This window comes from Mycolicibacterium lutetiense (assembly GCF_017876775.1).
Classification (GTDB): domain Bacteria; phylum Actinomycetota; class Actinomycetes; order Mycobacteriales; family Mycobacteriaceae; genus Mycobacterium; species Mycobacterium lutetiense.
Map to the genome: position 1 here is coordinate 1,164,313 of NZ_JAGIOP010000002.1, position 12,754 is coordinate 1,177,066.

Annotated in this window: 12 protein-coding genes; 5 read left to right on the top strand and 7 right to left on the bottom strand. The window is 66.4% G+C overall.

Going from position 1 to position 12,754, the window contains the following annotated elements; all coding sequences use genetic code 11:
• Together JOF57_RS14950 and JOF57_RS14955 are read right to left on the bottom strand one after the other, a co-directional pair.
• A complete protein-coding gene (locus JOF57_RS14950; protein ID WP_209917675.1) occupies positions 1 to 1,230 on the bottom strand; it encodes a cytochrome P450 in 1,230 nt (409 codons plus the stop codon).
• 7 nt (positions 1,231 to 1,237) lie between these two features.
• On the bottom strand, positions 1,238 to 1,975 hold the full coding sequence (locus tag JOF57_RS14955; RefSeq protein ID WP_209917676.1) for an NIPSNAP family protein: 738 nt from the start codon (positions 1,973 to 1,975) through the stop codon (positions 1,238 to 1,240).
• Between the two features lie 75 nt (positions 1,976 to 2,050).
• Between JOF57_RS14955 and JOF57_RS14960 the strand changes: the two genes are divergently transcribed.
• Both JOF57_RS14960 and JOF57_RS14965 read left to right on the top strand, forming a co-directional pair.
• On the top strand, positions 2,051 to 2,911 hold the full coding sequence (locus JOF57_RS14960) for an SMP-30/gluconolactonase/LRE family protein (RefSeq protein WP_209917677.1): 861 nt from the start codon (positions 2,051 to 2,053) through the stop codon (positions 2,909 to 2,911).
• Positions 2,912 to 2,937: 26 nt separating this feature from the next.
• Entirely contained in the window at positions 2,938 to 3,756 is an 819-nt protein-coding gene (locus JOF57_RS14965; protein ID WP_209917679.1) for a thioesterase family protein, read from the top strand.
• Positions 3,757 to 3,801: 45 nt separating this feature from the next.
• Here the strand turns inward: JOF57_RS14965 and JOF57_RS14970 are convergent, their stop codons facing one another.
• Entirely contained in the window at positions 3,802 to 4,980 is a 1,179-nt protein-coding gene (locus JOF57_RS14970; RefSeq protein WP_209917681.1) for an alpha-hydroxy acid oxidase, read from the bottom strand.
• On the bottom strand, positions 4,977 to 5,885 hold the full coding sequence (locus tag JOF57_RS14975) for a cyclase family protein (RefSeq protein ID WP_209917682.1): 909 nt from the start codon (positions 5,883 to 5,885) through the stop codon (positions 4,977 to 4,979). The genes JOF57_RS14970 and JOF57_RS14975 overlap by 4 nt, the downstream gene beginning before the upstream one ends.
• 29 nt (positions 5,886 to 5,914) lie before the next feature.
• Between JOF57_RS14975 and JOF57_RS14980 the strand changes: the two genes are divergently transcribed.
• Positions 5,915 to 7,144 carry a cytochrome P450 gene (locus JOF57_RS14980; RefSeq protein ID WP_209917691.1) on the top strand — a complete coding sequence of 410 codons (1,230 nt, stop codon included), beginning with the start codon at positions 5,915 to 5,917 and terminating at the stop codon, positions 7,142 to 7,144.
• Between the two features lie 77 nt (positions 7,145 to 7,221).
• On the opposite strand, the gene JOF57_RS14985 is transcribed toward JOF57_RS14980, so the two are convergent.
• A complete protein-coding gene (locus JOF57_RS14985) occupies positions 7,222 to 7,413 on the bottom strand; it encodes a ferredoxin (protein WP_209917692.1) in 192 nt (63 codons plus the stop codon).
• A 6-nt stretch (positions 7,414 to 7,419) separates the two neighbouring features.
• The gene (locus JOF57_RS14990; RefSeq protein ID WP_209917695.1) at positions 7,420 to 8,676 is read right to left on the bottom strand and encodes a cytochrome P450; all 1,257 of its coding nucleotides are present in this window, start codon (positions 8,674 to 8,676) and stop codon (positions 7,420 to 7,422) included.
• 87 nt (positions 8,677 to 8,763) lie between these two features.
• Here JOF57_RS14990 and JOF57_RS14995 point away from each other — a divergent pair, with 87 nt between their 5' ends.
• On the top strand, positions 8,764 to 9,300 hold the full coding sequence (locus JOF57_RS14995; RefSeq protein WP_209917697.1) for a TetR/AcrR family transcriptional regulator: 537 nt from the start codon (positions 8,764 to 8,766) through the stop codon (positions 9,298 to 9,300).
• A gap of 36 nt (positions 9,301 to 9,336) precedes the next feature.
• Complete coding sequence (locus JOF57_RS15000; protein ID WP_307870024.1) at positions 9,337 to 11,550, top strand: glycoside hydrolase family 3 C-terminal domain-containing protein; 2,214 nt, start codon at positions 9,337 to 9,339, stop codon at positions 11,548 to 11,550.
• On the opposite strand, the gene JOF57_RS15005 is transcribed toward JOF57_RS15000, so the two are convergent.
• Positions 11,538 to 12,719: a CaiB/BaiF CoA transferase family protein gene (locus tag JOF57_RS15005; protein WP_209917699.1), complete on the bottom strand. Its 1,182-nt coding sequence runs from the start codon at positions 12,717 to 12,719 to the stop codon at positions 11,538 to 11,540. The genes JOF57_RS15000 and JOF57_RS15005 overlap by 13 nt on opposite strands.
• Between the last annotated feature and the right edge of the window lie 35 nt (positions 12,720 to 12,754).

Here is a 12,754-nt window from a genome sequence, read left to right on the forward strand (position 1 = left end):
TCACACCTCCACGGGGATGTTGTTCCAGCCCCACTGGAAGCTCGAGGGCGGCCGGGATGCCGCAGCCTCGTCGATGTGATAGTCGGGCACGCGTCTGAGGAATTCCTGGATCATGATCGTGACCTCCAACCGCGCCACGTGGACGCCGAGGCAGAAATGCTGGCCATGGCCGAACGACAACAGCCGTTCGATGGGCCGGTTCCAGATGAAGTCGTCCGGATTGTCGTATTCCCGTTCGTCTCGGGCCGCCGAGGCCAACAGCGTGATGACGCGTTGACCGGGGTTGATGGTGGTGCCGTGGACGGTGTAGGGCCTCCGGACGGTGCGGGCGAACCACTGGGCGGGTGCACTGTGCCGGATGATCTCCTCCCGGGCGACCGGTACGTTCCCGTCGAGATCGGAACGGACCGCGGCCAATTGGTCGGGGTGCCGCAGCAGCTGCCAGAGTCCGGTCGCGGTGATCTTGGGCACGGTTTCGGTACCGCCGATGAAGACGCCGAGCATCTGCACGGCGGCTTCCATGTCTCCGAAGGCCGATCCGTCGGGCAACCGGAAATCGATCAGGGCATCGGCGATCGGGACGCTGCCGTCATGACCGTCCGCGCGGCGGCGCTCGATGATCGGAGTGAGGTACGACAGGTAGCCGGGGCGGGCGTTGCCGACCTCGACACCTTCCCCGGGTTGGGCGAGGCTGCCGGCGTTGACCGTCTCCAGCACTTCTGGCGCGAGATCGACTGGTAATCCGACGAATTCGCAGACCATCGCGGCGGCGACGATGCCGCCGTAATCCTGCGTCAGGTCGAACTTGCCGCGCGGTAACAACTCATCGAGGCGCTCGTTGGCCAGCATTCGGATCTTGTCGGCCAGCTTGGCCGCCGACCGCGGCCGGAACTGCGCTGACGTGCACCGCCGCACGTCTTCGTAGATCGGCGAATCGAAGTTGGCATGGAAGGGCATGGGGTGCAATGGCGGATCCTGCACGGCACTGTCGTTGCGATGCGCAAGGACGGTTGCGGCGGGCAGCGTCCCCTCGGACGCAACGAAAGTTCCGTCGTTGACCCCGAGCATGTTCCAGATGTCGTCGAACCGCGACAGCGCAAAGGTGTCCCACTTGTCGATGTAGTACACCGGGTACTCGTCGCGCAGGGTCCGGTAGTACGGCAGAGGGTTGGCCATCACGTCTGGATCGAACGGGTCGTAGGTGAAACCTTGCAGTACGGGCTGATTCATCACAGGCCTACTTCAGGGGCGACGGCGGCAGGGCCGAAAGTATGGAATCCTCCCAGCCGTCGCGAAGAGCGGGGGCCACACTCATCCAGGTAACGATCTCCGCGGGTGGGTCCCCCTTCCACGACGGGTAGTGGTTCTCGAAACAGTCCCAGTCGTCGTCGAGCGCCCAGTAGTGGATCACCTCATTGAACCGGAAGGTCGTGATGAACGAGCCCAGCCAGCGCTTGCCCGTGCTCTCCGACCACGGCACGTACAGCCGCTCCAGTTCCCGGATGTAGTCGTCCTGCTTGCCCGGCTTGGTCTCCATGATCTCCTGGATCACCAGGCCGGCACCGAATTTTGCCTCTTGGAGCTGCGCCAGTGTCCGGTTGTACTTGCCGGCGTACATGATTCGACCCTCACCGCGGGCCCCGACCTCGGACAGGTAGGCAGCCCACTGCAGTGCGGGCTTCTCGTGGCTGCCGCCGACCGCCTGCGCCTTGCCGATCCGGGCATAGTCGGCGAAGGCGTCGATCTCCCAGATGATCGTCACTTGTGGCCAGTGCCCGTTGTAGGGCGTGGTTTCCCACATCGAGAACAGGCGGGCGCCGAGTTCCTCCATCATCGGCTGATAGACCTCGCCGAAGACTCTGGTGAAATTCTCTTCGCGCGAGCGCTCATCGCCGGTGAACCGATCGGTCCGGCCCGACCCGAGGTCGATGGTCTCGTGCAGATACAGCAGCGTGTGGCCGTAGAACTTCTTCATCACGACGCTCCGGTGGTTGACAGTGACACCCTGCGAGCGTGACACTTGGGGCGTGTTTTGTAAAGGTGCGGGAACGTGACGGCGGGAACCGAACAAACGGGGACATCCGAACTGGCGCATGGTTTCTGTTTCGGCGAGGGGCCGCGCTGGTTCGAAGGCCTGCTGTGGTTCTCCGACATGCTGGGCGAAGCCGTGCACACGGTCACGCTGTCGGGCTCCATGACCACCCTGCCCGTACCCGGACACTCCCCGTCCGGGTTGGGTTTTCGGCCCGACGGCACCCTGCTGATCGTGTCCACCGAGCGCCGCCAGGTACTGCGCTACGACGGCGACACCGTCGTAACGCTGGCCGATCTCAGCGACCTGGTCCCCGCAGCCCTCGGTGACATGGTGGTCGACGAGCATGGGCGGGCCTATGTCGGATCCCAGGCCCGGACCGACGGGGTGATCGTGCGCATCGACCCCGATGACCGAGTGACCGTGGTGGCCGAGCAGCTCGACTTTCCGAACGGCATGGTGATCACCCCGGACGGCAGCACCATGATCGTCGCGGAGTCCACGGCGCGACGGCTGAGCGCGTTCACGATCCGCCCTGACGGCAGCCTCACCGACCGACGGGTGTTCGCCGACGGCCTCGACGGCCCTCCCGACGGTCTCGCGATCGACGCCGAGGGCGGGGTGTGGGCGGCATTGACCCTGGCCCACGAGTTCCAACGCATCGCTCCCGAAGGTTCTGCGATCACGCACCGGATCGACGCCGGGCAACGCACCGCCATCGCATGCGCCCTGGGCGGCACCGAGGGACGCACCCTGTTCCTGGTCACCACCACCGACGCGTATCCGGAGCGGCTCATCGGCACCAAGCTGTCGCGGGTCGAGGCGCTGATGGTCGAAACGCCCGCACCGGGCGATCACGACTCTCACCATCACCACTGACGACCACCAACACCCGAACGGTAGATATGTCTGACTCTTACTACGAGCTGATCGACGAGAACGACCCGATCGGTGAGAAGTTCGCTGCAACCGATATGGCGCGCGGAACCTGGTCGGCCGCCATCCAGCACGGCGCACCGGTGTCGGCGTTGTTGGTGCGGGCACTGGAACGCTGCGAACACCGCGCCGACACCCGGTTGAGCCGGGTGGCCATCGATCTGATGGGCGGGGTGCCGTCGGAGGGCGACCTGTGGGTGCGGGCACAGCTGGAGCGGCCGGGCAAGCAGATCGAACTGGTCAGCGCAGAAATGCTGGCGCCCGGGCCGGATGGCGCGCCGCGGGTGGTGGCGCGGGCCAGCGGGTGGCGGATGCTGCAGATGGACACCACCGCGATCGCGCACACCGGCGTCGAGCCGCTACCGCCGCTGGAGCAGGCCCGCAGCCGCGACATGGCCAAGAACTGGGAGGCCAACTACGTGCACAGCGTGGACTGGCGCTGGCTGACCGTGCCGCAGGCACCGGGCCCGGGTGAGTCCTGGCTCAAGCCGACGGTCGACGTGGTCAAGGGCGAGTCGATGACCCCGTTGCAGCGGTTGTTCGCGGTCGCCGACGACGCCAACGGCATCGGCTCCAAGATCGACATCCGCAAGTGGACGTTCCTCAACACCGACCTGGTGGTGCACATCCACCGGGTACCCGACGGAGAGTGGATCGGCATCCGCGCCGACACCAATTACGGACCCGACGGCATCGGTGCCACCGTGGGGACGCTGTTCGACCAGTCCGGCGCGGTCGGTGCCATCCAGCAGTCTGTGCTTGTGCGACCCCGCCCACCCAAGAAGTAGCGCGAGCAGACACTTAAGTACCCGTTAGCGGCCATTTTCGGGTACCTAAGCGTCTGCTCGCCGAAGAACGTCACGGGTCAGGTCGGCCACACTCGCGACACCCATCAGGGTCAGTGTCGAGCGGATCTCGGCGGCCAGGATGTCGAGCACCGCGCCCACCCCGGCGCCACCGGCCACGGCCAGCCCGTAGATATAGGGCCGGCCGATCATCACCGCGTCGGCGCCAAGGGCCAGGGCCGTGACGATGTCGGTGCCGGTCCGCACGCCACTGTCGAGCAAGACGGTGGCACGCTCGCCGACCGCGTCGGCGACATCGGGCAGCGCATCGACCGAGGCACGTGCACCATTCAGTTGGCGCCCACCATGATTGGACACCACCACTCCGGTCGCCCCCACCTCGTCGACCGCGCGGACCGCGTCCTCGGGTTCCAGCACGCCTTTGACGACGAACGGGCCGTCCCAGCGCTCGCCGAGCGCCGCCACATCACGCCAACTCAGGTCGGGCCGCATCCGCCGGTTCTGGATGCTGACGGATTCCACGGCGCCCTTGGCGCCCGCGGTGTGGGTGAGGCTGCGCATCGTCATTCGCTGGTGCCGCAACAACCCGTACCACCAGTTCGGGCGGATGGCCGCGTCGGCGATGCGCCGCGGGGTGAGGATCGGCGGATGCCCCATACCGGTGCGCCGCTCCCCGGTTCGATTGCCCTGCGCCGGAACGTCGACGGTCACCACCAGGGTCCGGTACCCGGCGTCACGGGCCCGGCTGAGCATGGAATCCGAGAAGGGGCCATCACCCCAGGGATACAGCTGGAACCAGTGGTCTGCCGAGGTACCGCCGGCGACCTCCTCGATGGAGTACGACGACGCCGTGGACAGGGCCAACCTGGTCCCGGCACGTTCGGCCGCCTGCGCGGCAGCGAGTTCGCCGGACCAGTGCGCCAGGCCGGTGAGCCCGGTGGGCGCCAGCACCACAGGCAGCTCGAGCTGTTGCCCGCCGATCGTCACACCGATGTCCGCGCCGGCGTGGCCGGCCAGCACCCGTTGGCGCAGAGACCACTTCGCGAACGCCTCACGATTGGCCCGCAATGTGCGCTCATCCTCGGCGCCCCCGTCCAGATACGCCCACACCATGGCGGGCAGGGCCCGGCGGGCAGCGGTCCGGTAGTCCTCGACGCTGACCAGCGGGACCGGGGTGCGCAGCCGGTACTGAAAAGCCGGGCTCATTTGATCGCGATGGGCGTGACCGGCGAACCGACTGCATTGCTGATGTGCAGCGGCGGCGCCACGAACAGGAAGCTCCACACCCCGTCACCTGCGCAGTCGGCGGCCAGGGCGTCGAGATCGAGAATCTCGGCCAGCGGCATACCCATGTCGCGGATCAGGATGCAGTGCAGCGGCAGGGTCTCCCCCGTCTCACTGGGGATCACCTCGATAGCCCAGTTGTCACTGCCCACCGCCGCGACACCGCGGTCACGTAGCCAGCGTGCGCAGTCGATGCCCAGGCCCGGCTCGGTGGACATCCAGTCATCGCGGCCGCGGGCCAGCAGTCGGCCCCGCCAACCGGTGCGCACCAGCAGGAAGTCGGCCTCTCCGACGGTCACGCCTTGTGTCTGTTCGGCGGCCTCCAGGTCGGCCGGCGTGATGGCGGTGCCGCCTTCGAGCCAGTCGGCCCCGTGCAACCGGGCGATGTCGAGCAGCACACCGCGCCCGGCGATCCGATCGGTGAAGGCGTCGACGGCGAGTTGACGGGCACCGGCCCGGGTGCGGACCTCGTCGGTGGAGTAGCCGTTGTAGAGCTTGTCGTCATAGGCGACGTGGGACAGCGCGTCCCACTGGGTGCCGGACTGCAGCGGCATGATGATCCAGTCGTCGGCGACCTGCAGCCCGTGCGGTTCCCAGTCTCTGGGCTGCATCGACATCAGGTGCACCGGGTTGATCCGGCCGCCGATTCCGCTCTGCGGCCCGTCCCCGCCCACCGGGATGCTCAGTTGAAACACCTTGCCCGAGCGGACTTCACCGGCGGCGGCCCGCACGTGATGCGGCTCGACGAGGTTGAGGGTCCCGATCTGGTCGTCGGGCCCCCATCGGCCCCAATTGGACAGTTCGCGGCCCAGATCCTTGAAACTCACGCTTTACAATATTGCACAAAATTGTCAACATGGCAGCTATGGTCGCGACCCATTTTCCGCTGCTGTCCTTCGACACCACCGACCCGGCGTTCGTCGCCGACCCATGGGCGCGCTACCGCGAGATCCGGGAGTTGGGCGGAGCGGTCTTCAACGAGCGGATCAACCGCTGGATGGTCGGCGAATTCGACCTGGTCAAGCAGATCCTCAGTGCTCCTTTACAGTTCGGCTCCGAACGCGGCCAGGTGGAGCACGCCGCGGTGTTCGGCGGGCCGACGATGGAGTTCTACGACGGCCCCCACCACGACCGGATCAGGTCGATCTGGTCCGGGGATTTCAAGCCCAGGACATTGGCCCGGCTGCGTCCGGTCATCACCGATATCGTGCGGGCCCGGCTGGAACCGGTCGCTGCCAGGCTGCGTGACGGGGAAACGGTCGAGGTCGTCTCGGAGCTCACCCGTGGGATCCCGACCGAGGTGATCGCGCACATGCTCGGGGTGGAACCGGAGATGGTCGGCCAATTCACCGCATGGAGCGACGCGATGGGCGCCTCCGCGGAGGGCTACAGCATGCCCGGCGAGCACGGTGCCGAGTTGATCGCGGCCGGCAAAAGCGCGACAGCCCAACTCAATACCTACATTCGCGAACAGCTGCCCAGCCGAACGTGCCCAGCCGACGACGAATGGGACCTGATCGGGACCATGGTCGACCACGAATACGCCTGCGAGCACATGACCGAACAGGAGATTGTCGCGAGCAACACCCAACTGGTGTTCGCCGGCAACGAGACCACCGCCAAGCTGCTCGCCCAGATCGTGGCGACCCTGGCCGCCCACCCGGATCAACGCCGACTCCTCCAGGCCGATCCCACCTTGGCGCTCGATGCAGTGGAAGAAGTACATCGCCTGGAAACTGTGTCGCACTCCATCTTCCGCGACGTGGTCGGCGAATCTGTCGCTGTCGGTGACATTGCCATGGCCGACGGTGAACGGATCACCCTGCTACTGGGCGCGGCCAACCGCGATCCAAGACGCTGGGAGCACCCCGACAACTTCGACATCACCCGGCGCAAGCTGTCCCACCTGGGATTCGCCTTCGGCCTGCACAGCTGCCTGGGCATGAACCTGGCTCGCCTCGAAGCCCAGATCTTCCTCGAGGAACTGATCGAGACGGTGGGCGACTGGCAGGTGGCCGGGCCGCTGGACTACGGCACCAACTACACCGTCCGCGGGCCCGGCCGGGTGCTGGTGTCGTTGGGCTGACACCTCACTCACCCAATGGCCAGTTATGACACGAATTCTGGGAAATCGTGTGACACAACTGGCCACTCGACCGGGAATCAGCCCAGCATCCGTAGGGCACCCGCCGGGCACTGAGTCACAGCCTGCTGCAACCGTTCCCGGTCGCTCTCCGGGTGATCGCCGCCGCGGATCTGCACCATGCCCTCGTCAGAAACCTCGAACACATCCTCGGCGATCGATTCGCAGATGCCGTGGCCGGTGCACCTGCCCAGATCGACTTCGAGTCGCATCTTCGCCTACCGGATGTGCGCGGGCACGCGCTTGATGCCGTGCACGAAGCTGCTGTAAAGCATCTCGGGCTCACCGAATTCGATCGTCTTGAGCCGGGTCAGCAACTCACTGAACAGGTGTCGCAACTCGGTCTTGGCCAACTGATTGCCCAGACAGAAGTGCGGACCACCGCCGCCGAACCCGACCTGCGGATTGGGTGAGCGGCTGAGGTCGAACTGCTGCGGGTCGGTGAAGACTGATTCGTCCCGGTTGGCGGAGCAGTAGAACATGCCCACCTTGTCGCCCGCGCTGATCCACTGACCCGCCAGCTCGACGTCCTCGGTGGCGACTCGGGCGAACTGCATCACCGGGGTCGCCCAGCGCACGAATTCCTCGGTGGCCATCCCGATCCGGTTGTCGAAATCCTCCATCAGCCAATCTCTTTGGTCCGGATTGGCGGCCAACGCCATCATCGCGTGGGTCGTGGTCTGCTTGGTGGTGTCATTGCCGGCCGAGGCCAGCAGGATCAGGAACGCCCCGATCTCCTCGTCGGTCAGCCGGTGGCCGTCCACCTCGGCATTGACGATGCTGGTCATCAGGTCGTCACCGGGATTGGCCCGCCGGAACTTGGCGAGCTCGACGCCGGTGTTCGAGATCAGCATGATCTCGTTGATGGTGGCCATGGCCCGCTCTTCGAGCGACGAGAACTCGTCATCGCTCATGCTGAACAGCTTCTCGGCCGCCTTGGCCAGCGCCGGCTGATCGGCGGTGGGCACACCGAGCATGTCGGAGATCGTCCGCATCGGCAGCTGCGCCGAGCAGGCCTCGACGAAGTCGACATCGCCGGCACCGATCAGGTCATCGACGACGGCGACGGCATTGCGATGAATCTGCTCTTCGATCTTGCGCACGTTGCGCGGGGTGAACGCCGAGCTGATCAGGCGGCGGTACGTGGTGTGCTCCGGCGGATCCATCATCAGGAAGAACGTGGCGAACTTCTGCACGTCGGCCGGCATCGGATCCAGCGCCACACCCTGGGTCGAGGTGAACAGCTCCGGGTGCTGACTGACGAACTGGATGTCCGCGCGGCGGGTGACGGCCCAGAAGCCGGGCTCTACGACATCGAACAGGGTCGACAGCGGCTGATGCCAACTCAATCCGTCAGCGGCGCGCAGTTGCGCGAACGTCTCATCACGCCGAGCGAACGGCTGGCTCCAGAAATCGTGTGAGGTGATGTCGAACGGGCTGTATTCGCGTGCCTGCGGCGAGCTGGCAACTGTCACGGTGGTTCCCTCCTGCACGGCGCCCGACGACGGTGTCGCGGCACGAATTAGCGTGACAGTTCGTCGATAGTTTGTAAAGCTGTGGGTATGGCGGAAATATCGTCTGTGGACGACGAGAGCAGTACCCGTGGACGCATCCTGGCCGCCACCGCCGAGGTGCTCGGGGCCAACGGGATGACAAAGCTCAGCCTGTCCGAGGTGGCCCTGCAAGCAGGGGTGTCCCGGCCGACGCTGTACCGCTGGTTCGCCTCCAAACAGGAACTGCTCGACGCATTCGTGGTGTGGGAGCGCAAGTACTACGAACAGGCGGTGGCCCAGGCCTCCGCCGGTCTGCCCGAGGACGCACACCTGGACGCCGCACTGCGAACCGTCGTCGAATATCAGCAGTCCTACCCGGGCTTGCGCATGGTCGATATCGAACCTGAACATGTCATCAACCGCCTCAGCCAGGTCATCCCGCTGATGCGGGAACGCCTACAGCGGCTCACCACCGGGTCGGACGCCGACATCGCCGCGGCCACTGCGGTGCGGGTGGCGGTCTGCCACTACCTGGTGCGCAGTGACGACGCCGACGATTTCCTCGCGCAACTGCGTCATGCCGCCGGGGTGAAGCCGCAGCGTTGACCTGGCAAAACCGTGCCCGAGGCTACGCTGGCGGCGGTGACGCACTCTGAAGATCACATCGCCGGACTCGACCTGACCGACCAGGCTGCGCTGGGCAGTGGTGCGAGCTTCTGGACCACCAAGACGATCGGCACCGTCCCGGCCATCATGCTGACCGACGGTCCGCACGGTGTTCGTCATCAAACCGGCAGTGCGACAGATCATCTGGGCATCTCCGGCAGTGAGCCGGCGACCTGCTTTCCGCCCGCGGTCGGGCTCAGCCAGACCTGGGATCCCGCGTTGGTGGAACGGATCGGCCAGGCGCTGGGCGACGAAAGCCGCGCACTGGGTGTACAGGTGCTACTCGGACCCGGAGTCAACATCAAGCGCGACCCACGCTGCGGGCGCAACTTCGAGTACTACTCGGAAGATCCGCTCTTGTCCGGGGCGCTCGGTGCGGCCTGGGTGCGCGGCGTGCAGAGCCGCGGCGTCGGCTCGTCGCTGAAACATTTCGCGGCCAACAACGCCGAGCACGATCGGATGCGCGCCAGCTCCGATGTCGACCTCCGTACGTTGCGTGAGATCTATCTGCGCAGCTTCGAGATCGTGGTGCGCCAGGCGGGCCCGTGGACGGTGATGTGCTCCTACAACCGGATCAACGGGGTGTACGCCGCCGAGAACGCCTGGCTGCTGACCACGGTGCTCCGCGACGAATGGGGTTTCGACGGCGTGGTGGTCAGTGACTGGGGCGCGGTGGCCGACCGGCCCACCGCCGTGGCAGCGGGCCTGGATCTGGAGATGCCGACGACCGGCGGGATCTCCGACGCCGAGGTGGTGCGCGCGGTCGACGCCGGCACGCTGGACGCGGCTGCTGTCACGCGGGCGGCGGCACGGGTAGCCGGTCTGGCCCATCGGGTCACCCAAACAGGCACCTCGGCAACATCATTCGATATCGACGCCCATCACGAGCTGGCCCGCGAGGCGGCCCGGCGAGCCATCGTGCTGTTGAAGAACGACGACGACCTGCTGCCATTGGCGCCGTCACCGCTGGCGGTCATCGGCGGGTTCGCCCAAGAACCCAGGTACCAGGGTGGTGGCAGTTCCCACGTGAACCCGACCCGGCTCGACATCCCACTGGACGAGATCGGAAGGCTTGCCGGCGATCACGCGGTCAGCTATTGCCCCGGAACCGATACGACGGCCGCCGCTGCGGCGGCCGAATCAGCCGAAACCGCAATCGTATTCCTCGGTCTCACCGCCGAAGAGGAGTCCGAGGGTTACGACCGTGAGCATATCGACCTGCCCGCCACCCAACTCGACCTGCTGCGTGCCGTGGTCGACGTCCAGCCGCGCACCGTGGTCGTGCTGTCGCATGGCGGCGTGGTCCGCCTCGACGCCGTCGCCGACCTGGCCCCGGCCGTCCTTGACGGGGCACTGCTCGGCCAGGCCGGCGGTGGCGCGTTGGCCGATGTGCTGTTCGGCATCGCCAATCCGTCGGGCCGGCTGGCCGAGACTGTGCCACTGCGGCTGCAGGATTGCCCCGCCTACCTCAATTTTCCGTCCGAATCCGGCCACACCGTCTACGGCGAGCGGATGTTCGTCGGCTATCGCTGGTATGACTCGCGCGAGATGCCGGTGACGTTCCCGTTCGGCCACGGCCTGTCCTACACCCGGTTCGGCTACTCGGATCTTGAGCTCACCACCACCGGTGCAGGTGTGGCGGTGCGCGTGACGGTCACCAACACCGGTGACCGACCGGGCCGGGAGGTGGTGCAGGCCTATGCCGGGTTGCCCGGATCCCGCGTCGGCCGACCGGCGCGGTGGTTGGCCGGATTCGCTTCGGCCACCGTCGAACCAGGTCACCGGCAGACCGTCGAAATCCCCATCGATCGAACCGATCTCGCGTACTGGAGCACGGATGCCGGACGCTGGGTAGTGGAGGCCGGCGAGTATGCGGTGTCGGTCGGCGCGTCGAGCCGGGATATCCGGCTGACCGCGACGGTGACGTTGGACGGCGACGAGCCGACCCGGCCGTTTACCCGTGAATCGACGCTGGGCGAGTTGCTCGCCGACCCTGTGGCAGCGCAGACGCTCCTGACGGTGCTCGGCAGCGCATCCCCGTTCGGCGCGACCGATTCCGCACTCGGCAGCAACCTGCTGCGGATGCTCGAATCGGTGCCGATCGGGCGGGTGGTCGGGTTCTCGGCGGGAAAGGTCACCCGCGAGCAGCTCGATGAACTGCTCGCGAGCGTCAACGCTCAGCGATCCTGACCGCCGCGCAGCTCGGCCAGGATCTCGTCGGTGTGCGCACCGAGCGCCGGGGCGACCATGCGCGGCTGCCATGGGGTGGCCGAGAAGTCAGCCGGGCTCGCCACCATCGGCACCGTGGAAATTCCGTCTGGCACTTCGACAATGCCTCCGGCGGCGTGGAACTGCTCATCGGCGATGACGTCGTCGAGGCTGTTGATCGGCGACCAGAAGAAGTCGGGCTCAGCGTCGAACAACGGGGCCCAGTGGTCCATCGGATGGCCGGCGAAGAGGGTGTCCAGCTCGGCGATCAGTTCGCGCGCATTGACGTATCGGTCGCGCGCGGTGGCGAACCGCGTGTCGCTCAACCAGTCCTCGCGGGCCACCACCCGGCACAGTGCGGGCCAGTGCCGGTCTCCCTGCAGCCCGACGATCCAGAAGCGTTTGCCGTCACCGGCGGTGTAGTTGTTCATACACGGGTTGGCCATCGCCTCACGCTGGCCGATGGCGATCTGCTCACCGCTCATCAGCACCGTGTTCAGATCGAAGCTGACGGTGTAAGCACCCTGCCGGTACAGCGAGGTGCTGACCAATTGACCAGCGCCCGTGCGGTTTCGGGCCAGTAGTGCGGCGCATACCGCGGCGGCCAGCGTCATTCCCGCGGAGTGGTCCCCCATGCCGCCGCGCTGAAACGGCGGGGTGTCTCCGGGACGGGTGAGCAGGTCGGCCAGTCCGGCCCGGGCCCAGAACGCGGCAACGTCATAGGCCGCCCGGTCCGCCTCCGGTCCGGTCAGGCCGTATCCGGTGACCAACCCGTACACCAAGCGTGGATTTCTGGCCGCGACCGTCTCGAAGTCGAGTTCCAGCCGACGTAGCGCCGCGGGACGCACATTCGTCAGGAAAACATCTGCGGTGGAAAGCAATTCCATGGCAGTTTCCCGTCCTTCGGTCGTGCCGAGGTCGAGGACGATGCTGCGTTTGGATCGGTTGTCCATCTCGAAGGGCGGATTGGCCGCCACGCCCAGATCTGGATCCAGGCCGAGCATCCGGCCGAAGGTTCTCGCCGGGTCACCCGACGGCGGTTCGATCTTGATGACGTCAGCGCCCCAGTCGGCAAGTATCGCGCCGGCTGCCGGCGCGGCAACCCAGACGCCCAACTCGATGACCCGAAACCCTTCCAACGGACCCGCCATCGTCAATCCTTCCCGAACCCGCTTTACAACCTCAT

What these genes read in the sequence shown, in the direction of transcription:
- JOF57_RS14950 (WP_209917675.1), bottom strand. Translation starts at nt 1,230, where the DNA reads ATGAATCAGCCCGTACTGCAAGGTTTCACCTACGACCCGTTCGATCCA.
- JOF57_RS14955 (WP_209917676.1), bottom strand. Translation starts at nt 1,975, where the DNA reads ATGAAGAAGTTCTACGGCCACACGCTGCTGTATCTGCACGAGACCATC.
- JOF57_RS14965 (WP_209917679.1), top strand. Translation starts at nt 2,938, where the DNA reads ATGTCTGACTCTTACTACGAGCTGATCGACGAGAACGACCCGATCGGT.
- JOF57_RS14970 (WP_209917681.1), bottom strand. Translation starts at nt 4,980, where the DNA reads ATGAGCCCGGCTTTTCAGTACCGGCTGCGCACCCCGGTCCCGCTGGTC.
- JOF57_RS14980 (WP_209917691.1), top strand. Translation starts at nt 5,915, where the DNA reads ATGGCAGCTATGGTCGCGACCCATTTTCCGCTGCTGTCCTTCGACACC.
- JOF57_RS14985 (WP_209917692.1), bottom strand. Translation starts at nt 7,413, where the DNA reads ATGCGACTCGAAGTCGATCTGGGCAGGTGCACCGGCCACGGCATCTGC.
- JOF57_RS14995 (WP_209917697.1), top strand. Translation starts at nt 8,764, where the DNA reads ATGGCGGAAATATCGTCTGTGGACGACGAGAGCAGTACCCGTGGACGC.
- JOF57_RS15005 (WP_209917699.1), bottom strand. Translation starts at nt 12,719, where the DNA reads ATGGCGGGTCCGTTGGAAGGGTTTCGGGTCATCGAGTTGGGCGTCTGG.